Annotated in this window: 16 protein-coding genes; 2 read left to right on the forward strand and 14 right to left on the reverse strand. The window is 71.0% G+C overall.

Features of this window, described 5'->3' with window-relative positions; genetic code table 11:
* Positions 1-4 precede the first annotated feature (4 nt).
* Both LN251_RS33435 and LN251_RS33440 read right to left on the reverse strand, forming a co-directional pair.
* Positions 5-1,483, reverse strand: a complete 1,479-nt coding sequence (locus LN251_RS33435) for a glutamate-cysteine ligase family protein (RefSeq protein ID WP_458247890.1) — start codon at positions 1,481-1,483, stop codon at positions 5-7.
* A 108-nt stretch (positions 1,484-1,591) separates the two neighbouring features.
* Positions 1,592-2,065 carry a helix-turn-helix domain-containing protein gene (locus LN251_RS33440; RefSeq protein WP_458247891.1) on the reverse strand — a complete coding sequence of 158 codons (474 nt, stop codon included), beginning with the start codon at positions 2,063-2,065 and terminating at the stop codon, positions 1,592-1,594.
* Positions 2,066-2,139: 74 nt separating this feature from the next.
* Here LN251_RS33440 and LN251_RS33445 point away from each other — a divergent pair, with 74 nt between their 5' ends.
* A complete protein-coding gene (locus LN251_RS33445) occupies positions 2,140-2,991 on the forward strand; it encodes a class I SAM-dependent methyltransferase (RefSeq protein WP_458247892.1) in 852 nt (283 codons plus the stop codon).
* 10 nt (positions 2,992-3,001) lie between these two features.
* Here LN251_RS33445 and LN251_RS33450 read toward each other — a convergent pair whose 3' ends face one another.
* From LN251_RS33450 to LN251_RS33495, 10 genes are all read right to left on the reverse strand, one after another.
* A complete protein-coding gene (locus LN251_RS33450; protein WP_458247893.1) occupies positions 3,002-3,604 on the reverse strand; it encodes a sarcosine oxidase subunit gamma in 603 nt (200 codons plus the stop codon).
* Positions 3,597-6,815, reverse strand: coding sequence for a sarcosine oxidase subunit alpha family protein (locus LN251_RS33455; RefSeq protein ID WP_458247894.1), 3,219 nt, complete (start codon positions 6,813-6,815; stop codon positions 3,597-3,599). Before LN251_RS33455 ends, LN251_RS33450 begins: the two co-directional genes overlap by 8 nt.
* 20 nt (positions 6,816-6,835) lie before the next feature.
* Positions 6,836-8,068: a sarcosine oxidase subunit beta family protein gene (locus LN251_RS33460; RefSeq protein ID WP_458247895.1), complete on the reverse strand. Its 1,233-nt coding sequence runs from the start codon at positions 8,066-8,068 to the stop codon at positions 6,836-6,838.
* Positions 8,065-9,351, reverse strand: coding sequence for a serine hydroxymethyltransferase (gene glyA / locus LN251_RS33465; protein ID WP_458247896.1), 1,287 nt, complete (start codon positions 9,349-9,351; stop codon positions 8,065-8,067). The genes LN251_RS33460 and glyA overlap by 4 nt, the downstream gene beginning before the upstream one ends.
* Entirely contained in the window at positions 9,348-10,208 is an 861-nt protein-coding gene (locus tag LN251_RS33470; RefSeq protein ID WP_458247897.1) for a bifunctional methylenetetrahydrofolate dehydrogenase/methenyltetrahydrofolate cyclohydrolase, read from the reverse strand. The genes glyA and LN251_RS33470 overlap by 4 nt, the downstream gene beginning before the upstream one ends.
* 127 nt (positions 10,209-10,335) lie before the next feature.
* Positions 10,336-12,774, reverse strand: coding sequence for a GcvT family protein (locus LN251_RS33475; protein WP_458247898.1), 2,439 nt, complete (start codon positions 12,772-12,774; stop codon positions 10,336-10,338).
* Between the two features lie 215 nt (positions 12,775-12,989).
* Positions 12,990-13,958 (reverse strand): ABC transporter substrate-binding protein, encoded by a 969-nt coding sequence (locus LN251_RS33480; RefSeq protein ID WP_458247899.1) that lies wholly within the window; start codon positions 13,956-13,958, stop codon positions 12,990-12,992.
* A gap of 14 nt (positions 13,959-13,972) precedes the next feature.
* A complete protein-coding gene (locus tag LN251_RS33485; protein WP_458248224.1) occupies positions 13,973-15,985 on the reverse strand; it encodes an ABC transporter permease in 2,013 nt (670 codons plus the stop codon).
* Positions 15,985-17,073 (reverse strand): quaternary amine ABC transporter ATP-binding protein, encoded by a 1,089-nt coding sequence (locus LN251_RS33490; RefSeq protein ID WP_107416203.1) that lies wholly within the window; start codon positions 17,071-17,073, stop codon positions 15,985-15,987. Before LN251_RS33490 ends, LN251_RS33485 begins: the two co-directional genes overlap by 1 nt.
* 20 nt (positions 17,074-17,093) lie before the next feature.
* Complete coding sequence (locus LN251_RS33495) at positions 17,094-18,563, reverse strand: aldehyde dehydrogenase family protein (protein ID WP_458247900.1); 1,470 nt, start codon at positions 18,561-18,563, stop codon at positions 17,094-17,096.
* 217 nt (positions 18,564-18,780) lie between these two features.
* On the opposite strand from LN251_RS33495, the gene purU reads away from it, so the two are divergent.
* On the forward strand, positions 18,781-19,662 hold the full coding sequence (gene purU / locus LN251_RS33500; protein ID WP_458247901.1) for a formyltetrahydrofolate deformylase: 882 nt from the start codon (positions 18,781-18,783) through the stop codon (positions 19,660-19,662).
* A gap of 152 nt (positions 19,663-19,814) precedes the next feature.
* On the opposite strand, the gene LN251_RS33505 is transcribed toward purU, so the two are convergent.
* Both LN251_RS33505 and betA read right to left on the reverse strand, forming a co-directional pair.
* A complete protein-coding gene (locus LN251_RS33505) occupies positions 19,815-20,651 on the reverse strand; it encodes a 5,10-methylenetetrahydrofolate reductase (protein WP_458247902.1) in 837 nt (278 codons plus the stop codon).
* Between the two features lie 3 nt (positions 20,652-20,654).
* Positions 20,655-22,325: a choline dehydrogenase gene (betA, locus tag LN251_RS33510; RefSeq protein WP_458247903.1), complete on the reverse strand. Its 1,671-nt coding sequence runs from the start codon at positions 22,323-22,325 to the stop codon at positions 20,655-20,657.
* Positions 22,326-22,327: the final 2 nt, after the last annotated feature.

A 22,327-nucleotide genomic window follows, 5' to 3' on the forward strand; every position in this document is an offset into this window, starting at 1 on the left:
GGCGTCAGTCCACCGGCCAGGTGTGGGCGGGGGCGTTGAGGTGCATGTAGTCCATGTAGGTCGTCGTCATGCGGCGCAGGGCCTCCTCGCGGTCGGGGACGCCCGCCTTCTGCAGGTGGTGGACCGTCTCCGCCTGCCACAGGGCACCGTTGCGGGCGGTGACGCAGCGCTGTTCGATGATGCCCAGCAGGGGTTCGCGCCAGGCGGCGTCCAGGCCGGCCAGTTCCAGGCCCCGGTGGGCCAGTGGCAGCAGGCGGCGCAACACCAGTTCCGTGACCGGGACTTCACCGACGCCGGGCCAGTACAGGCGGGCGTCGATGCCGTCGCGGGCCGCGGCGTGCAGGTTCTCCTCGGCGACCGCGAACGACATCCTTGTCCACACCGGCCGGTCCTCGTCGACGAGGGCGCGCGTGAGGCCGTAGTAGAAGGCGCCGTTGGCGATGACGTCGGCGACCGTGGGGCCGGCGGGCAGGACCCGGTTCTCGATGCGCAGGTGCGGGCCGCTGTCGGTGACGGCGTAGACGGGGCGGTTCCACCGGTAGATGGTGCCGTTGTGCAGGGTCAGCTCGCCCAGCTCCGGGATGCCGCCTGCGTCGAGCGCCTCCTGCGGGTTCTCCTCGTCGCAGATCGGCAGGAGCGCCGGGAAGTAGCGCACGTTCTCCTCGAACAGGTCGAAGACGCTGGTGATCCAGCGCTCCCCGAACCACACCCGGGGGCGCACACCCTGAGCCTTGATCTCCTGCGGGCGGGTGTCGGTGGCCTGCTCGAACAACGGTACGCGGGTCTCGCGCCACAGCTCCTTGCCGAAGAGGAACGGCGAGTTGGCCGCCAGGGCGATCTGCACACCCGCGATCGCCTGCGCCGCGTTCCAGTAGTCCGCGAACTCCCTGGGATCGACCTGCAGATGGAACTGGGTGCTGGTGCAGGCGGCCTCGGGCGTGATGGCGTCGGCGTACATCGACAGGCGCTCCACGCCGTCCACCCTGATGCGCAGGTCCTCGCCCCGCGCCGCGAAGATCTGCTCGTTGAGGAGCTTGTAGCGCGGATCGCCGGACAGGGCCGCCTCCCCCACGTCCGACTCCCGCAGGGTCGGCAGGATACCGACCATGATCAGGTGGGCGCCCACGGCACGCGCGCGTTCGTCGGCGTGGTTGAGGGCCTGGCGGATCTCCTCCTCCCAGGCGCCCGGCCCGCCGGTCGTCAGCTCCCGCGGCGGGATGTTGATCTCCAGGTTGAAGCGGCCCAGCTCGCTGGACCAGGCGGGGTCGGCGATGGCGTGCAGCACCTCCGTGTTGCGCATCGCCGGCCGGCCGTCGTCGTCGACGAGGTTGAGCTCGATCTCCAGTCCGACCCGGGGGCGCTCGGCCTCGAAACCGGACTCGCGCAGCATCTGGGCGAGCACGTCGAGGCAGGTGTGCATCTTGTCCCGGTACCGACGGCGGTCCTCCCGCGTGAACACCAGGGCCGGCACGTCACGTCCCATCGGGCCCTCCCGCGTCCCCTCGGCGGATGCCTGTCGTCCCAGCGTCGCACCTCGGGCGGCTCGCGGACAGCCGGAGCCGGACGTACGGGCGGTACGGCGACTCCTTGGTCACGGAGCGTGCTCGTCGGCGCTTCCCGGGATCGAGGCGTTCCACGGTGTTCCGGGTGCCCGCTTCCGGCGGCCCGGAACGTCCGCGGCCGCGGTGGCCGCGAGGATCTGCCGGAACGTGGGGCACTCCATGTGGCTGGGCGCCGGGCAGGCGGCGACGTGCCGCAGGGAGTCGCGCAGGACGGCCAGTTCGCCGATCCGCCGGTCCAGTTCCCCGGCCTTGTCCAGCAGGGCCTCCCGGTCGATGTGGATCGCCCCGTCCGGTGCGAAGACCCGGGCGATCTCGTCGAGCGGGAACCCGGCGGTGCGCGCCAGCGCGATCAGCGCGAGACGCTCCAGCACGGACGGGTCGTACTGGCGGCGCAGGCCCCGTCGGCCGACCGGTGTGATCAGGCCCTTCTCCTCGTAGTAGCGCAGCGTGGAGGCGGGCACCCCGGCGCGCCGGACCACCTCGGCGATGTCCAGCTCTGTCATCCTCTTGACCTCAAGTCGGCTTGAAGTAGCACGGTGTCATCCTGGCCCGATGACGGCAAGCACAGGAGACGGTCATGGACGTGGAGCGCAGCACCGGTGACGAACAGGCGGCCCGTTGGAACGGCGCCGCGGGACACGCCTGGGTGGAGGCCCAGGCGGTGCTGGACGGGCTGCTCAGGCCCTTCGAGGCACCCCTCCTCGACGCGGTGGAGGCATCGGCAGGGCCGGCGGGCCGGGTACTGGACGTGGGCTGCGGGACCGGCGGCACGACGCTGGCGGCCGCGCGGCGGCTCGGGCCCGCGGCCCGCTGCGTGGGCGTCGACATCTCCGAGGCGATGATCGCCGCCGCCCGGGAGCGCGCCGAGCGTGAAGGCACCGCCGCGTCCTTCGTCCGCGCCGACGCGGCCGAGCACGCCTTCGAGCCGGGCAGCTTCGACGCCGTCTTCTCCCGGTTCGGCGTGATGTTCTTCGCCGACCCCGTCCGGGCCTTCGCCAATCTCCGCCGGGCGGCGCGCGAGGGGGCCGGGCTGCGGTTCATCGCCTGGCGCGGCCCGGCGGACAATCCGTTCATGACGACGGCCGAGCGTGCCGCGGCGCCGTACCTGCCCGGCCTCCCCGCCCGCCGCCCCGACGAGCCGGGCCAGTTCGCCTTCGCCGACCGCGACCGGGTCCGGAGCATCCTGGCGGAGAGCGGCTGGACCGGTATCGACGTCCGGCCGTTCGACGCCGAATGCGCCTTCCCCGAGCGGCAGTTGATCGGCTACTTCACGAAGATGGGGACGGTCGGGCAGGCCCTGCGGGAGGTGGACGAGGCGACCCGGACGAAGGTGACCGAGACCGTCCGTGCCGCCTTCGAGCCGTTCGTGCACGGCCCGGACGTCCGCTTCACGGCGGGCGCCTGGCTGGTCGACGCCCACGCCTCCTAGATACCGGGGGCTACACGTACTCCGTCGCCGCGTCCAGCAGCCAGTCGGTGAGATAGCCGGCGAAGGACGAGCGGACCAGCACCCAGAAACCCGCCCGGGCCTCGTCACGCGAGACCAGGACGACCTGGGTGCGGCCCAGGGCGGTCTGAGCGCAGCGGCCGGGGCCGAAGACTCGCGGGTGCAGGTCGAGGGCGCAGCCGTGGGCCAGCAGGTCGCGGGCGCGGGGGCCGGCGACGAGGAGGGTGGTGCGCTGGGCGGAGACGTCGGTGACGGACACCGGTTCCTCGCCGGCCGCCTCCCGGACCCGGCCCTCCAGCTCGTGCCGGGTGCCCGGCGGGCCGACCAGCAGCCATTCGTCCGGGCCGAGCCACAGCGCCCTCAACTCTCCGGCACGCACGACGGTGTCGGGTTCCAGCGGCAGTTGCAGGCCCAGGGCGAGCGCCACGGCGTCCGCCGCCGGTCCCTTGGCGTCGAGGCGCACGTTCACCTGGGTCAGGAAAGGCAGTTCGGCCAGCCGGACGGCGCCGCCGGAGGCGCGTGTCGCGGCCGCCAGGCGGCCAGAGGCGCGTGCCAGGGGGCTGCGGGGCGGGGCGGTGAGCACGGTGTCAGCCATCGCGGCGGGCTCCCTCGGGGTCGTAGAGGACGGGGCTTGCGACGGTCACCGGGACCAGCCGGTCGCCGACGGGCGCGTACAGCCGCTCGCCGATGCGGTCCCGGCCGCCCTTGACCAGGGCCAGGGCGAAGGTCCGTCCCAGGGCGGCGCTGCGGTAGCTGGAGGTGACGTGGCCGAGCATCGGCACCGGCGGGGCGGGCAGCACGCTGTCGGCCACCAGGTGCGTGCCCTCGGGCAGGAAGGTGGCCGGGTCCTCGGGGAGCAGGCCGACCAGGTGCTTGCGGTCGGGGCGGACGGTGTCGGCGCGGGCGTAGGAGCGCTTGCCGATGAAGTCCGGCTTCTTCTTCGACACCACCCAGCTCATGCCGAGGTCCTGCGGGGTGACCGTGCCGTCGGTGTCCTGGCCGACGATCGGGTAGCCCTTCTCGGCGCGCAGGACGTGCATGGTCTCGGTGCCGTACGGGGTGATGCCGTACGGGGCGCCGGCCTCGTACAGCGCCTCCCACAGGGCGAGGGCCTGCCAGGGCGAGACGTTGATCTCGTAGGCGAGTTCACCGGAGAAGCTGATGCGGCACACACGTGCCTCGATGCCGGCGACGGTCGTCTCCCGCCAGGCCATGAACGGGAAGTCGTCGTTGGCGACGGCCAGTCGAGGCGCCAGCGAGCCGAGGACCGCGCGGGACTTGGGGCCGACGAGGGCGACGGTGGCCCACTGCTCGGTCACGGACGTGCAGTGCACGCGCAGTTCCGGCCACTCCGTCTGCAGCCACTCCTCCATCCAGTCCAGTACGGCCGCCGCGTTGCCGGTGGTCGTGGTGACCAGGAAGTGGTCGGGGGCGAGGCGGATGACGGTGCCGTCGTCGAAGATCATGCCGTCCGGGCGGCACATCACGCCGTAGCGGATCATGCCGACCTTCAGGGTGCTCATCATGTTGGTGTAGAGCCGGTCCAGGAGGACGCCGGCGTCCGGGCCCTGGACGTCGATCTTGCCGAGGGTGGAGGCGTCCATGAAGGCGACGCCCTCCCGGGCGGCGGCGCACTCGCGCAGCACCGCGCTCTCCATGTCCTCGCCGTCCCGCGGGTAGTACCAGGGGCGCTTCCACTGGCCGACGTTCTCGAACAGGGCACCGTGTCCGACGTGCCACTCGTGCAGGGCGGTGGTGCGCACCGGGTCGCTCAGCGCGCCGCGGTCGCGGCCGGCGAGGGCGGCGAAGGAGACCGGAGTGTAGGGCGGGCGGAACGTGGTCGTGCCGAGCTCGGAGACGTCCACGCCGAGCAGTTCGGCTACGACTCCGCTAGCCAGGACGCCGGAGGTCTTGCCCTGGTCGTTGGCGGTGCCGGCCGTGGTGTAGCGCTTGGTGTGCTCCACCGAGCGCAGCCCGGCGCCGGTGGCGCGCGACAGGTCCTCGACGGTGACGTCGCGCTGAAGGTCGACGAAACGGGGCGCGCCCTCGCGGCCGGGGACCGTGAAGACCCGCATGGGGGGTGTCGGCCGCGGCTGGGCGGGCGGCCGGGGGACGCTAGGGGGCTCGGGGGTGTAGCCCTCGGCCTCGAGTGCCCGGGCCCCGGCCGCCGCGCCCTGCGCGAGGACCCCGGCCAGGTCGAGGACACCGCTCGCGCTGCCCGCGACCTCGACGGCCTGCCGGCAGGTGTCGGGGACGAAGCTGCCGAGCTCGTCGTCGAAGCGGAGTCGGCCGCCCGCCTGGCTGAACAGATGGGCCACCGGGTTCCAGCCGCCGGAGACCAGCAGCAGGTCGGCGGCGAACTCCCGCTCCCCCACGGTCTGTCCGTACGGGGCGACGGTCACCGCGGTCAGCCGCGCCGCGCCGTCCGTGCCGACGACGGCGTGCCCCGGCAGCACCTCGATCCCGGCCGCCCGGGCGCGCTCCGCCCACTCGCCCGGGTCGGTGCGGGTGTCGACGATCGCGGCGATCCCGACGCCGGCCGCGTGCAGGTCCAGCGCCGCCGCGTACGCGCTGTCGTTGGTGGTGAACACGACCGCGTGACGGCCGGGCAGGACGCCGTGCCGGTTGACGTAGGTGCGGGCCGAGGCGGCCAGCATCACGCCGGGGCGGTCGTTGTCCGCGAAGGCGAGCGAGCGCTCGTGGGCGCCGGTGGCGAGGACGACGCGGCGGGCGCGGATGCGGTGGACGCGTTCGCGGGCGACGTCCGGCGGGGCGGCGGCGCCGAGGTGGTGGGTGCGGCGCTCGACGGCCAGGAGGTGGTTGTCGTCGTAGTAGCCGAAGACCGTGGTGCGGCGCAGGACCCTGACCTCGGGGGCGGCGTCGAGGAGGGCGGTGGTCTGGGTGACCCAGTCGAGGAGTTCGCCGGTGCCGAGGAGGCTGCCGCCGGGTTCCGGGCGGTCGTCGGCGAGGATGACGCGGGCGCCGCTGCGGGCCGCGGCGGCCGCCGCCGCGAGGCCGGCCGGGCCTGCGCCGACGATCAGCAGGTCGCAGTGGTCGTGCACGGCGTCGTAGCGGGCCGGGTCGGGGGTGGTGGCGAGGCGGCCCTGGCCGGAGAGGCTGCTCGCGACCAGGCCGTCGTAGAGCTCGACGGTGGTGGCGGGGAGCATCGGCTCGGGGAAGGGTTCCTCGATCTGGACGACGGCGTTGGGTTCTTCCACGCCGGCGGAGAAGATGCCTCGGGGGCGGCCTCGTTTGATGCTGGTCGCCGCCGCGATGATGCCGTTGGCGAGGAGGGCGGAGGCGAGGGTGTCCCCTTGTACGCCCTGGTATTCGGTGCCGTCGAAAGTAAAGGTGAGGGTGCGCTGTCGGGTGCGGCGGTGTGCTGGGGGCTGTGCCCCCAGACCCCCTATCGGCCCTGAAGGGGCCTTGTCCTCAAACGCCGGACGGGCTGGTTGTGGCGGACCGGGCTGGGAAGTGGCCGACGGAGAGTGGGACGCGCTCGAGTTCACAGACTCGGCCCCTCTTGAGTGCACGGACTCGGGGCGTGACTCCCCCGTCCGGTACACCGCGAGGATCTCGTTCGTGGCGGTGTCGCGTACCGCGTTGAACCAGCGGCGGCAGCCCGTCGCGTGGCTCCAGCGTTCGGCGAAGGGGCCCTTGGGGTTGGCGCGGAAGAACAGGTAGCGGGCCCACTCCTCGTCGGTCAGGGCCGAGGGGTCCTGGGGGTAGGGGACGTGGGCCTGGCCGCCGTAGTGGAACTCGGACTCGTCGCGGGGCCCGCACCAGGGGCAGGAAATGAGCAGCATGGGGTCGGCTCCCAGGGGTCCTAGTGGGCGACCGCGGCCGCGCCGTGCTCGTCGACGAGCGCGCCGGTGGTGAAACGGTCGAGCGAGAAGGGGGCGTTGAGGGGGTGCGGGGTGTCGTGGGCGATGGTGTGGGCGTAGACCCAGCCGACGCCCGGTGTGGCCTTGAAACCGCCGGTGCCCCAGCCGCAGTTGACGTAGAGGTTGTCGACGGGACTGAGGCCGACGATCGGGGAGGCGTCGGGGCTGACGTCGACGATGCCGCCCCAGGTGCGCAGGACGTGGGCGCGGGCGAAGACGGGGAAGAGTTCCAGGGCGGCGGACATCTGGTCCTCGATGATGTGGAACGCGCCGCGCTGGGTGTAGGAGTTGTAGGCGTCGATGCCCGCGCCCATCACCAGCTCGCCCTTGTGCGCCTGGCTGACGTAGACGTGGACGGCGTTCGACATGACCACCGTCGGGTGCACCGGCTCCAGCAGTTCCGACACCAGGGCCTGCAACGGGTGGCTCTGCAGCGGGAGTTCGACGCCGGCCATGGCGGCGAGGACCGAGGTGTGCCCGGCGGAGCAGAGGGCGACCTTGCCCGCGGCGATCGGCCCCAGGCTGGTGCGGACGCCCACCACCCGGCCGTCGACCACGTCCAGGCCGGTGACCTCGCAGTTCTGGATGATGTCGATGCCGGCGGCGTCGGCGGAGCGGGCGAAGCCCCAGGCGACGTAGTCGTGTTTGGCGATGCCGGCGCGGGGCTGGTAGGTGCCGCCGAGGACCGGGTAGCGCACGTCGGGCGAGATGTTGACGATCGGGCAGACTTCCTGGACCTGCTCGGCGTCCAGCCATTCGGCGTCGACGCCGTTGAGGCGGTTCGCCTCGACGCGGCGGACGCTGTCGCGGACGTCCTGGAGGCTGTGGGCGAGGTTCAGCACGCCGCGCTGGGAGAAGAGGATCGGGTAGTCCAGCTCCTCCTCCAGGCCCTCCCACAGTTTCAGCGCGTGTTCGTAGATGCCCGCGCTCTCGTCCCACAGGTAGTTGGAGCGGATGATCGTGGTGTTGCGGGCCATGTTGCCGCCGGCCAGCCAGCCCTTCTCCAGCACGGCGACGTTGGTGATGCCGTGGTTCTTCGCCAGGTAGTGGGCGGTCGCGAGGCCGTGTCCGCCGCCGCCCACGACGACGACGTCGTACGACCGTTTCGGCTCGGGCGTGCGCCAGAGGAAGTCCGGGTGGTCGGGGAGGTCGGCGCCGGGGGTGGTGGGGCTCATCGGGCGTCTCCTGCGGGTCCGGAAAGGTGCGGGTAGAGCGGGTGCCGGGCGGCCAGCGCGGCCGTGCGGACGCGCAGGGCGGCGGTGTCCGGCTCCGGCTGGAGGGCGAGGGCGATGACGTCGGCGACCTCGGCGAAGTCGTCCTCGGTGAAGCCGCGGGTGGCCAGGGCCGGGGTGCCGATGCGCAGACCGGAGGTGACCATGGGCGGGCGGGGGTCGAAGGGGACCGCGTTCCGGTTGACGGTGATGCCGATGTCGTGGAGGAGGTCCTCCGCCTGGCGGCCGTCGAGCGGGGACTCCCTGAGGTCGACGAGGACCAGGTGGACGTCCGTGCCGCCGGTCAGGACCCTCACCCCGGCGGCCGCCGCGTCCGGCCGGGTGAGGCGCTCGGCGAGGATGCGGGCGCCGGCCAGCGTACGGGCCTGGCGTTCGGCGAACTCCGGTGAGGAGGCGACCTTGAAGGAGACCGCCTTCGCGGCGATGACGTGTTCCAGCGGGCCGCCCTGCATGCCGGGGAACACCGCCGAGTTGATCTTCTTGGCGAGGTCGGCCTCGTTGGTGAGGATGACGCCGCCGCGCGGGCCGCCGAGGGTCTTGTGGGTGGTCGTGGTGGTGACGTGGGCGTGCGGGACCGGGTTGGGGTGCAGTCCGGCCGCGACCAGGCCCGCGAAGTGCGCCATGTCGACCATCAGCAGCGCGCCCACCTCGTCGGCGATCCGGCGGAAGGCCGCGAAGTCGAGTTGCCTGGGATACGCCGACCAGCCGGCGATGATCATTTTGGGGCGGTGTTCCTTGGCGAGGCGCTCGACCTCGTCCAGGTCGACCAGGTTGTCGGCCTCGGAGACGTGGTAGGGCACGACGTTCAGCATCTTGCCGCTGTAGTTGATGCGCATGCCGTGGGTGAGGTGGCCGCCGTGCGCGAGGTCGAGACCGAGGATCGTGTCGCCGGGCTGCAACAGGGCGAAGAAGACGGCCGTGTTGGCCTGGGCGCCGGAGTGCGGCTGCACGTTGGCGAAGCCGGCGCCGAAGAGGGACTTGACCCGCTCGATCGCCAACCGCTCGGTGACGTCGACGTGTTCGCAGCCGCCGTAGTAGCGGCGGCCCGGGTAGCCCTCGGCGTACTTGTTGGTGGCGACCGAGCCCTGGGCCTCCATCACGGCGACCGGGGCGAAGTTCTCGGAGGCGATCATCTCCAGTGTGGACTGCTGGCGGTGCAGTTCGGCGGCGAGCGCCGCGTGGACCTCGGGGTCCATCTCCGACAGCGGGGTGTTGAGCGCGTTCATACGGCGTTCGCGTTCCTCTCGGCGGCCTCGACGACGTTGGCGAGCAACATCGCGCGGGTCATGGGGCCCACGCCTCCGGGCATCGGCGCGACCCATCCGGCGACCGTGGCGGCCTCCGGGTGCACGTCGCCGACCAGCCCGTGTGCGGTGCGGGTGATACCGACGTCCAGGACGGCCGCGCCCGGGCGCAGCATGTCCTTGGTGATCAGTCCGGGCGACCCGGCGGCCGCGACGACGATGTCGGCCTCGCGGACGTGCCAGGCCAGGCCCTTGGTGCCGGTGTGGCAGAGGGTGACGGTGGCGTTCTCGGAGCGGCGGGTCAGCAGCAGGCCGATGGGGCGCCCGACGGTGATGCCGCGCCCGATCACGCAGACCCGCGCCCCGGCGAGGGGCACCTCGTGGCGGCGGAGCAGCTCGACGATGCCGCGTGGGGTGCAGGGCAGCGGCGCCTCGCTGCCCAGGACGAGCCGGCCGAGGTTCACGGGGTGCAGCCCGTCGGCGTCCTTGGCCGGGTCCATGCGGGCCAGTACCGCGTTCGCGTCCAGGTGTGCGGGGAGCGGGAGTTGGACGATGTATCCGGTGCAGGCGGGGTCGGCGTTGAGCTCGTCGACGACGTCCTCGACCTGTCGCTGGGTCGCGTCGGCGGGCAACTCCCGCCGGAGGGAGGCGATACCGACCTGCGCACAGTCCCGGTGCTTCCCGGCGACGTAGGCCCGACTGCCGGGATCGTCCCCGACGAGAACGGTCCCGAGACCGGGCGCAGGCCCTCCGGCGGCCGTCAACTTGGCCACACGGTCGGCGAGTTCACGCCGGATGCGGTCGGCGGTGGCCTTGCCGTCGAGTACCTGTGCTGTCACCGACGGTGCTCCTTTCCTGACGAGGACTGGATGCTGTGAAGGGGCACGGGGCTGTGTCGATCAGCGGCTCCGCCGCGGGGCGCGATCAGCCACAACGAACCCGCGGCCGAGAAACGACCCTCCGAGCTCACCCACGGAGACGGGACATCGTCGGATCGAACAGCGGCTCCTCGGCGACGACCGCCTCTATCAGCTGATCGAAGTACCCGATGTGCAGCACCGCCCCCGGCGCGGCCACCTCCACCGGCAGCCACGCGTACGCGATCCCCTTGCCGATCGTGTAGCCGTACGCCGCGCTGGTGACGTACCCGACGGCCCGCTCCCCGTCGTACACGGGCTCCTTGCCCAGCACGACGGACCGCGGGTCGTCGATGGTGAGGCAGGTCAGCCTGCGCCCCACGTTCTCCTTGCGGAGCGACAGCGCCGCCTTGCCGACGAAGTCCTCCTTGTCGGGCTTGACCGCGAAGCCGACGCCGGCCTCGTAGGGGTCGTGCTCGTAGGTCATGTCGGTGCCGAAGGAGCGGTAACCCTTCTCCAGGCGCAGGCTGTTGAAGGCGCCGCGGCCGGCGATGATGCCGCCGAGGGGTTCGGCGGCCTCCCACAGGGTGTCCCAGAGCTTCTCGCCGAGGTCGGCGGTGGTGTACAGCTCCCAGCCGAGTTCGCCGACGTACGACAGCCGCATCGCGGTGACCGGGACGCTGCCGATGTGGGCGCGCTTGGCGCGGAAGTACTTCAGGCCGTCGTTCGAGAAGTCCTCGTCGGTCAGCGGCTGCAGGACCTTGCGGGCCAGGGGCCCCCACAGGCCGATGCAGCAGGTGCCGGGCGTGATGTCGCGGACCTGGACGGTGCCGTCGGCGGGCAGGTGGCGGGTGAACCAGTCGAGGTCGAGGTTGCCGTTGGCGCCGACCTGGAAGAGGTCGCGGGCGAGCCGCGCCACGGTGATGTCGCTGCGGATGCCGCCGTCGTGGTCCAGGAGCAGCGTGTACGTCACCGAGCCGACGGACTTGGCGACCTTGCCGGTGACCAGGCGCTCCAGGAAGTCGGCGGCGCCGGGGCCGCTGACCTCCAGGCGCTTGAGGGCGGTCATGTCGTACAGGGCGACCGTCTCGCGGGTGACCTGGGCCTCGGCGCCGACGATCGGCGACCAGTACCGCGCGGCCCAGTCGTTGGGCGTGGGGATGGAACGGCCCTCCACGAGGTGCGCGTTGGCCTCGTACCACTGCGGGCGTTCCCAGCCGTTGGCCTCCAGGAAGAACGCTCCGTGCTCCTGCTGGCGGGCGAAGAAGGGGCTCTTGCGGATCGGGCGCGGCTCACCGGACGGCTGCAGGGGGTGGAGGATGTCGTAGACCTCGACGAAGTTCTGGCAGTCGCGGGCCAGGACGTACTCGGGGGTCAGCTGGTGCGGCTCGAAGCGGTTGACGTCGCACTCGTGCAGGTCGAAGGACGAGCAGTGGCCGTCCACCAGCCATTCGGCCATGGCCCGGCCGACGCCCGCGGAGTGGGTGACCCAGACGGCCTCGGCGACCCAGAAGCCCTTGAGGTCCGGGGACTCGCCGAGGAGCGGGAAGTTGTCCGTGGTGAAGGAGAACAGGCCGTTGATGCCCTCCTCGACCTTGGCGTCCCGGGTCGCGGGGAGCAGGTTCTGCGTCTCGCTCCAGGCGGGCGCGAAGTCCTCCTCGGTGAACTTCAGGACCGAGGGCATCTGGTCGGCCTCGTCGACGGAGAGGATCTCGTCGGCAGTGATGGGCATGGGGCGGTGGCCGTAGTAGCCGATGCCGATGCCGTCGAACCGGTCGCGGTAGTACAGGTCGGCGTCCTGGTGGCGCAGGATCGGGCGGACGGCCTCCTCGGTCTGGCCGACGAGGGCGGGGATCGGGCCGGTCCAGGCGAGCTGGTGGGCGAGCGGGGTGAGCGGGAGGTTCATCCCGGCCATGCGGGCGATCTTCGGGCCCCAGATGCCGGCGCAGCACACGACGATGTCGGCCGCCAGGTCTCCCTGGTCGGTGCGGACGCCGGTGACCTCGCCGTCGGCCCGGAGGATGTCCAGGACCTCGTGGCGGGCGAGGAAGGTGACGCCGCGCTCGGTGGCGCGGCGGATCTGGGCCTCGACGGCGAGGACGGCCTTGGCGAGGCCGTCGGTGGGGACGAGGAGGCCGCCGAGGACCTTGTCGCGGTCGACGAGCGGGTGGCGCTCGACGCACTCGTCGGGGGTCAGCAGCCGGGACTCGATGCCCCAGGCGGTGATCCAGCCGTGACGGCGGCGCAGTTCCGTCAGCCGCTCGGGGGTGGTGGCCACCTCCAGGCCGCCGACCTGAAGGAAGCAGGGCTTGCCGTCGACGTCGAGGGAGCAGAACTTCTCGACGGTGTAGCGGGCCAGTTCGGTCATGGTCTTGGACGAGTTCGTCTGGAAGACCAGCCCGGGGGCGTGCGACGAGGATCCCCCGGTGGCGGGGAGGGGGCCCTGGTCGACCACGGTCACTTCGGTCCAGCCTCGCGCGGAGATCTCGTCCGCGAGGGCCGCTCCCACGACGCCCGCTCCGATGATCACCACTCGGGGTCCCGCCATCGCCGCACCTCCGGAATCAAGAACCGTTCAGTTGCTTTCTGCGCAACGTGATTCAGGTTGCGCAACTCAGCGTGCCTTTCGTGAAGGGGGGTGTCAAGGGGTCCGTGACGTCGGAAAACGGCCCGAAACACGGCCTGAACACGGCAATGCCCGGCGGGCGGTACGCGAGGGTGCGCACCGCCCGCCGGGCGTGTTCGACCGGCCCCGGGCCGGGCCTACTTGAGCCAGGCGTCCACCTTGTCCTTGTTGGCGTCGACCCACTTCTTCGCGGCCGCGTCGTCGGTCATCTTGTCCTGCGCGATGTACTTGGCGACGGTGTTCTGGTCGTCGTTCGTCCAGTTGAAGTTCTTCACCAGCTTGTAGGCGGGGCTGCCGGACTTGGCGAACTTCGTACTGACGATCTTGTCCAGGTTGTAGATCGGGTAGTCGCAGGCGATCTTCTCCGCCACCGCGTCACAGCCGGCGGTGTACTTCGGCAGCGCCACCTTCTTCAGCGGGACCTCGGACAGGAACCACTGCGGCTCGTAGAAGTAGCCGATGACCCACTTCTTGTTCTTCTCGGCGTCCCGGAAGGACTGGATGAGCGCGGTCTCGCTGCCCGCGTACACCACCTTGAAGTTGAGCTTGAGGTTCTTCACCAGGGCCGCGTCGTTGGTGACGTAGGACGGGTCGCCGTCCAGGAGCTGGCCCTTGCCGCCGGACTCGGAGGTCTTGAAGTTCGCGGCGTACTTGTTGAGGTTCTTCCAGTCGAGGATGTCGGGGTGCGCCTTGGCCAGCCACGGCGGCACGTACCAGCCGATGATGCCCTTGTTGCCGGTCTGCCCGGCCTCCTGGGCGGTCTTCTGGCCGGTGATGTACTTCTTCTTCAGGTCGTCGTGGCCCCAGTTCTCCAGGACGGTGTCGACCTCGCCGGTGCCGAAGCCCTGCCAGGCGATCTCCTCTTTCAGGTTCTTCTTGTTCACGGTGCAGCCGAGCTTGTGCTGGGCGACGTAGGCGACGACCGCCGCGTCGGCCTCGTAGCCCACCCACGGGTTGACCGCGAGGTTGAAGTTGCCGCACTTGCCGGAGCCGCCCGCGCTGTTGGAACCCGAGGAGGTGTCGCCGACCTTCGCGCCGCCGCAGGCGGTGAGGGTGAGGCCGAGGACGGCCAGGCCGGCCGCGCCGGCACGCCAGTGTCTTGCCATGGTGTCCTGCTCCTTTAAGCGCTCGCGCGTCGCGCCGCTGCCTGAGTGATCCGGTCGAACATGACTCCGAGCAGTACGATGGCGAGTCCCGCCGCCAGCCCCTTGCCGTACAGCTCACCCTGCGAGAATCCGGCCACGACGTCGTAGCCGAGGGCGCCCGCTCCTACCAGGCCGCCCACCACAACCATCGACAGCACGTAGATCAGGCCCTGGTTGGTCGCGAGCGTCAGGGCACTGCGTGACATCGGCAGTTGAACCTTGGTGATGATCTGCCAGGTGTTGCACCCGGCGGAGGTGGCCGCCTCCACGGTGGTCTCCGGCACGGCCCGGATCCCGTCGGCGATGATCTTCATGGCGACGGGCGCGCCGTAGACGACGGCGGCGACGATCGCCGTGAAGCGGGTGGCGCCGAACAGCGCGAGGAACGGCACGAGATAGACGAACGGCGGCATGACCTGGGCCGCGTCGAGGCTGGGCCGGATGATGCGGTCCACGAGCGCGCTGCGGCCCATCCACACGCCGAAGACGATGCCGAGGACCATCACCAGCACGGTCGCCACCAGCGTCGAGGCCAGCGTGGTCATGGCGTCCGACCACAGACCGGTGCCGACCAGCAGACCCACGCACACGGCCGCCGTGACGCCTGCCTTCCAGCCGCCGAGCACCACGCCCAGCACGACCAGCACCGCACCCACCAGCCACCACGGGGAGTCGGTGAGGAGGGTCTGGAACGGGTTGAGCAGGCCGTTGGTGAGGGCGTCGCGGATGGCGTTGGTCAGGCCCGACAGGTGGTCCTGCGCCCAGTTGGTCGCGGTGTCGGCGGCACTGGCGATGTGGGTGCCCACGGTGCCGTCGCCGGGGAAGTCGGCCGCCCACAGGTAGGTGTGCGACAGGTAGATCAGGACCAGTGTGAGGACCGCGCCGGCGCCCAGCAGCGGCCGGCGCCACCTGGCGAAGCGGTCCTTGGCGTTGCGCGAGGTCTCCTCGCGGGCGCTGGCCGCGGTGGTGACCCGGTCCAGCACGATCGCCATGACGACGATGGCGAGGCCCGCGTTGAAGGCCGTGCCCACGTCGAGCGACTGCAGGGCCTGGATGACGTTCGCGCCGAGTCCGGGAGCGTTGATCAGCGCCGCGATGGTCACCATGGCCAGGGCGGCCATGATGGTCTGGTTGACACCCATCACCACGGTCCGCTTGGACATCGGCAGCAGGACCTTCAGCAGCGACTGCCGGCGGGTGGCGCCCAGCGAGTCGGCCGCCTCGACGGTCGTCTTCGACACGTTGCGGATGGCGTGCGCGGTGATGCGGATCGTCGGCGGGGCCGCGTAGATGACGGTGGCGATGGTGGCCGAGGCACCGCCGATCAGGAAGATCAGGGTCAGCGGGGCGAGGTAGACGAAGGTGGGCATCGTCTGCATGAAGTCGAGGAACGGCGTGACGACCCGGTTGAAGCGGTCCGACAGACCGGCCCACACCCCGAGCGGGATCGCGAAGAGCAGCGCCACGAACACCGCGGAGACGGTGAGCGCGAGGGTGTCCATGCTCTCCTGCCACAGGCCCTGCAGCCCGAAGAAGGTGAAGCCCGCCACCGCCAGCAGCGCCACCCGCCAGTTGCCGACGGCCCAGGAGACATAGCCCGCCAGGCCGACCACGCCGAGCCAGCCGATCTGCGGGACCGGACGGGCGCCCGACGGCTGGGAGATCAGGTGCTGGATGAAGGTCACCAGGTTGTCGATGACCAGCCGGATCTCGTTGAAGAAGTACAGGAACAGCGGGTTGGAGTTGCGGTTGGCGCCGATGGAGTCGTTCAGGTCGTTCAGCCACTTGTGCAGACCGGTGAGGTCGGCCGCGGCCAGGGACAGGGTCTGCCGGCCGCGCAGCACGGCGAACAGCACCAGCCAGACGACCAGGACGGCGCCGACCACCATGGCCCGGCTGATCCTGCGGGTCTTCTCCACGGGAGCGGCGGGGAGCGTCTTCTCCGCCGTGCCCGGTTTCTCGTCGGGTTTCTCGATGGTGACGGCCATCATGCGCCGCCTTCCTGCCCGGCGACCACGGAGAGGATCTCCTCGTCGCCGACGATGCCGAGCAGCTTGCCGTTCTCGACGACCTTGACCGGCTTGTGGGCGGCCAGCACCGTGCGGGTGGCCTCCCGTACGACGACGTCCGGGCCGAGTTCGGGGCCGTCCAGTTCGTCGCCGTCGGCCGGCGGGCGCATGATCCAGCGCAGGGTGAGGACCTCGCCGCGCGGCACGTCCTTGACGAACTCGCGGACGTAGTCGTCGGCCGGGGCGCCGACGAGTTCGTCGCCGGTGCCGCACTGGACCGTCCTGCCGTCGCGCATGATCAGGATGCGGTCGCCCAGCTTGAGCGCCTCGGAGAGATCGTGGGTGATGAACACCATGGTCTTGCCGACCTCGTGGTGCAGCCGGATGACCTCGTTCTGCATGTCGCGGCGGATCAGCGGGTCCAGCGCGGAGAACGGCTCGTCGAAGAAGAGGACGTCCGGTTCACCGGCCAACGCCCGTGCCAGGCCGACGCGTTGCTGCATGCCGCCGGAGAGCTGGTCGGGGTAGGAGTTCTCGTAGCCGGAGAGGCCGACCAGGTCCACGACCTCCAGGGCCCGCTTGGTGCGTTCGGCCCTGCTCATGCCGCGGATCTCCAGGCCGAAGGCCACGTTGTCGACGACCCGGCGGTGCGGCAGCAGCCCGAAGTGCTGGAAGACCATGGAGAACTTGCGGCGGCGCAGCTCGCGCAGCCGGGCCGCGTCGGCGCCCCGGATGTCCTCGCCCTCGAAGACGACCTCGCCGGAGGTGGGTTCGATCAGCCGGGTCAGACAGCGCACGAGCGTGGACTTGCCGGAGCCGGAAAGACCCATGACGACGAAGACCTCGCCGGGGGCGACGTCGAAGCCGACGTCCCGGACGGCAGCCGTGCAGCCGGTACGGTCCATGAGCTCGCGGCGGCTGAGTCCGCACAGCTCCTCGGACTCCGGCACCTTCTCGGCCTTCGGCCCGAACACCTTCCACAGCCTGCGCACGGAGATCACCGGCGTGCCGGCCGAGTCCTGGGGCCCGCCGCGCCGCTGCGGCACCTCGGTCTGTGTGGTGGTCACGTTCGACCTCATTTCGGCGTTCAGCCGCGGAACCAGTGCTGCGGCCGAGGTTGGATGTTCTGCCAGATGTGTTTGGGCTCGCGGTATTCGTTGAGGCCGGTCGGTCCCAGCTCCCGGCCCGTGCCCGAGTGCCCGAAGCCACCCCATTCCGCCTGCGGCACATAGGGGTGGTAGTCGTTGATCCACACCGTGCCGTGGCGCAGCCGCCGGGCGACCCGCTGGGCGCGGCCCGCGTCCTGCGTCCAGACGGCTCCGGCGAGCCCGTACTCGGTGTCGTTGGCGATGCGGACCGCGTCGTCCTCGCCGGTGAAGCGCTCGACGGTCAGCACGGGTCCGAAGGACTCCTCGTGCACGACCCGCATGTCCTGCCGGCACTCGTCGAGGACGGTCGGCGGATAGTAGAAGCCGCCCGCGAGGGCGGGGTCGTCGGGTCGTGCGCCGCCGCAGCGCAGTACGGCGCCCTCGGCGAGCCCGGCGGCGACGTACGCCTCGACCTTCGCCAGGTGCTGGGCGGAGATCAGCGCGCCTGTCTCGGCGTCGGGGTCGAAGGGGCCGCCGAGCCGGATGTTCCGGGCGCGGCGGACGACCTCGTCGACGAACCGGTCGTGCAGCACGTCCTCGACGATCAGGCGGGCGCCGGCCGAGCAGACCTGCCCGGAGTGCAGGAAGACGGCGGTCAGGGCGAAGTCGACGGCCGCGTCGAAGTCGGCGTCCGCGAAGACGACGTTCGGGTTCTTGCCGCCGAGTTCGAGGGCGACCTTCTTCACGGTCGCGGCGGCGGTGGCCATGATCCGCTTGCCGGTCTCCAGTCCTCCGGTGAAGGAGACCATGTCGACCGCGGGGTGTTCGGAGAGCGGGGCGCCCGCCTCGGGTCCGGCGCCCAGGACGAGGTTGCCGGCGCCCGCGGGCAGTCCCGCTTCCTGAAGGGCCCGCATCAGCAGGATGGAGGTGGAGGGGGTGAGCTCGCTGGGCTTGAGGACGAAGGTGTTGCCGGCCACGAGGGCCGGGGCGACCTTCCAACTCGCCTGCAGCAGAGGGTAGTTCCACGGTGTGATCAGTCCGCACACCCCGACCGGCTCGTACTCGACCCGGCTGACGGCGTCGTCGCGTCCGGTGTCGATGACGCGTCCGGCGTCGGTGCCGGCGAGCCCGCCGTAGTGGCGGAAGCAGGAGACGACGTCGGCGATGTCGTACTCGCTCTCCACCAGCCGCTTGCCGGTGTCCAGCGACTCGGCGCGGGCGATGTCCTTGGCGTCCCGCTCCAGGATGTCGGCGGTGCGCAGCAGGAGGGCGCCGCGCTCGCGCTCGGGGGTGCGCGGCCAGGGGCCCTCGTCGAAGGCGCGGCGGGCCGCGGCGATCGCCGCCTCGGTGTCGGGGCGCGTCGCCTCGGAGACGGTCGCGGCGAGCGTGCCGTCAGCGGGACAGCGGATCTCGCGGCGGCCACCGGCCACCGACTCCCGCCATTCACCGTCCACATACAGGTCTGCCACGCGCCCAGCCCTTCAACCGAAATGCGTTGCGCATCGTGCACCGTATTGCTTGTGGTGGAACACCCTGGCGAATGTGAGGACATACGTCAAGGGGTCCGCCGATGACGATTCGGCAAGGGTCCAAAGGCCCCTTCTCTCTTGACCGAGAGTCCCGCAAGCCCGGACTATGTTGCGTATCGCTCACTGAGTTGTGCAATGCGCACCGACGGAGGCCGCCGTGTCCCCTAAGTTCCCTCGTCCGCAGTCAGGCCGCGAGTACGTCCTCACCCTCTCCTGTCCCGACAGCGCGGGACTGGTCCATGCCGTGAGCGGCTTCCTGGTCAGGAACTCCGGCAACATCCTGGAGAGCCAGCAGTTCGACGACCGGCTCAAGGGCCGCTTCTTCATGAGGGTCCACTTCGACGTTTCCGATCCGATCGCGGACCTGGAAACCCTGCGTTACCGGTTCGGCCCGGTCGCGGAGGCCCACCGCATCTCCTGGACCATGCGGGACGCCGCGACCCCGACCCGGACGCTGATCATGGTGTCCAAGTTCGGCCACTGCCTGAACGACCTGCTCTTCCGCCGGCGCACCGGGTCCCTGAACATCGAGATCCCGGCGATCGTCTCCAACCACCGGGACTTCGAGGGGCTGGCCGAGACCTACGGCATCCCCTTCCACCACGTCCCCGTCACCAAGGACACCAAGCCCGAGGCCGAGGCCCGACTGCTGGAGCTGGTGCGCGAGCTGGACGTCGACCTGGTCGTGCTGGCCCGCTACATGCAGATCCTCTCCGACGACCTGTGCAAGCAGCTCGAGGGCCGCGCCATCAACATCCACCACTCCTTCCTCCCGAGCTTCAAGGGGGCGCGCCCCTACGAGCAGGCGTACGCCCGCGGTGTGAAGCTGGTCGGCGCGACGGCGCACTACGTCACGCCGGACCTGGACGAGGGCCAGATCATCGAGCAGGACGTGGTCCGCGTCGACCACTCCCTCGACCCCGGCGAACTGGTGACGGTCGGCCGGGACGTGGAGGCGCAGGTGCTGGCGCACGCGGTGAAGTGGCACAGCGAGAGCCGCGTGATGGTGGACGGCAACCGCACGGTCGTCTTCCGCTGAGCCTTGCGGGCCGTCCTCTGTATACGGCGACCACACAGCTGTATACGGCGACCACACAGCCGTGCAGGGGGACCGCACGGCTCGGGGGCGCGCACAGTGGCGGGGCCGGGCGGGACGGACATCGATCCGCCCCGCCCGGCCCCGCCGTCGTGTCAGCCGCCCAGCCGCTCCAGAAAGGTGCGGCGCCAGCGTTCGGTCTCGGCGATCTGGTTGAAGGTGAACAGGTGCAGGCCCGCCACACCGGACGCCGGTGCGGTCAGTGCCGCCTCACCGCGCTCCAGCAGCCGCTCCGGCGCATGGCCCCCGGGAGCGGCGAACCGCAGGAACCACGACGGGTGCCTGCTCAGGAACCGCGTCGACTCCCCTACGCCGATCTTCGTCGCGACGGCCAGCAGCTTGGCCCGCTGCACGGGGCCGGCGACGCCCACGTACAGCGGCAGCGTCACTCCCCGGCGCCTCACGCGCGCGATCCACTCCCCCAGCACCCGCGCGTCGAAGCACAGGTTGCTGACGATGTACGTGGCGTGCGCACGCTTGTCCCACATCGCCTGGACGGTCAGGTCGTCGTGGATGCGGGGATGGCTCTCGGGGTAGCCCGTGATGCCGACCCGGGCGAAGGGCGCGCCCAGCTCGCCGAGCCTCACCAGCACCGGCAGGGCGCCGTCGTAGGGCCCCGCCGGCGGGTCGGCGTCACCCGCCGGTACGAAGACGTCGTCCACGCCCGCCTCGCGCAGCCGGGCGACGACCTCCTTGAGGTGGACGTCGTCCCGCAGCAGTCGCGCGGGCACGTGCGGGACGACGCGGTAGCCGTGCGCGGCGAGCCGCCCGGTCAGTTCCAGGGTCGGCTCCAGTCCCTTGACCGGCGACGCCGTGACCGTGACCACGACGTCGCGCGGGACGTGCGCGAGCACCTTCTCCTCCGTCGCCGCCGCGGGCAGCACCTCGTAGCGGACGTGCTCCAGCAGCGCGCGCAGTGCTTGGCCGGCCAAGGTCTACCCGGCCTGCTTCTGGGCGCCGCGGTGGCGGTAGTAGGCGGCCTTGGACGGGGCGAGGGGCTCGTTGCCGAGGATCAGGTCGGCGGCCTTCTCGGCGACCATCATCACGGGCGCGTAGATGTTGCCGTTGGTGACGTACGGCATGACGGAGGCGTCGACGACGCGCAGTCCCTCGACGCCGTGCACCCGCATACTGGCCGGGTCGACCACGGCCATCTCGTCCGTGCCCATCTTGCACGTGCAGGACGGGTGGAGGGCGGTCTCGCCCTCCTCGGCGACCCAGGCGAGGATCTCCTCCTCGGTCTCCACCTTCGGCCCCGGCGAGAGCTCCCCGCCGTTGTAGGGGGCCATGGCGGGCTGGTTGAGGATCCTGCGGGCGACCCGGATCGCCTCGACCCACTCGCGGCGGTCCTGCTCGGTGGACAGGTAGTTGAAGCGCAGCGCCGGGTGCTCGCGCGGGTCCCGGCTCTTGATCTTCACCGAGCCGATCGCGTCGGAGTACATGGGGCCCACGTGCACCTGGTAGCCGTGGCCGCCGGAGGGCGAGGAGCCGTCGTAGCGGACGGCTACGGGCAGGAAGTGGAACATCAGGTTGGGGTAGTCGACGTCGTCGTTGCTGCGGGCGAAACCGCCGGCCTCGAAGTGGTTGGTGGCGGCGGGACCCGTGCGGAACAGCCATTGCAGGCCGATGAAGGGCGCGCGCCACTTCGCCATGTACGGCTGCATGGAGACCGGCTGCTTGCAGGCGTACTGGACGTACACCTCCAAGTGGTCTTGCATGTTCTCACCGACGCCCGGCAGGTCGTGGACGACGTCGATGCCGAGCGCGCTCAGCTCCCGCGCGTTGCCGACGCCGGAGAGCTGCAGGAGCTGCGGGGAGTTGATGGCGCCGCCGCAGAGGATGACCTCCTTGGCGCGGACCTGCTGGGGGGCGCCCTTGCCGCGCCGGTACTCGACACCGACGGCCCGCTTGCCCTCGAACAGGACGCGGGTGACCAGGGCGCGGGTGGTGACGGTGAGGTTGGGCCGCTTCATGACGGGCTTGAGGTAGGCCTTGGAGGCCGAGAGGCGGCGGCCGCGGTGGACGTTGCGGTCGAACTTGGCGAAGCCCTCCTGCCGGTAGCCGTTGACGTCGTCCGTGGGCGCGTAGCCGGCTTCCTCGGTGGCCTTCTGGAAGGCGGTGAACAGCGGGTTCGTGGCGGGGCCGCGCTCCAGGACGAGGGGGCCGTCGTGGCCGCGGAACTCGTCGTCCGGGTCGGCGGCCAGACAGTTCTCCATGCGCCGGAAGTAGGGCAGGCAGTGGGCGTAGTCCCACGCCTCCATCCCCGGATCGGCGGCCCAGCGCTCGTAGTCCATGGGGTTGCCGCGCTGGAAGATCATGCCGTTGATGCTGCTGGAACCGCCGAGCACCTTGCCGCGGGCGTGGTAGATGCGCCGGCCGCCCATGTGGGGCTCGGGCTCCGACTCGTACTTCCAGTCGTAGAAGCGGCTGCCGATGGGATACGTCAGGGCCGCGGGCATGTGGATGAAGACGTCCCACGGGTAGTCGGACCGGCCCGCTTCCAGGACCAGCACCTTGTTCGCCGGGTCCGCGGAGAGCCGGTTCGCCAGTGCACTGCCGGCCGAACCGCCGCCGACGATGACGAAGTCGTACTGCAAGGGAGCCATGG

This window comes from Streptomyces sp. MAI_2237, from assembly GCF_054189285.1.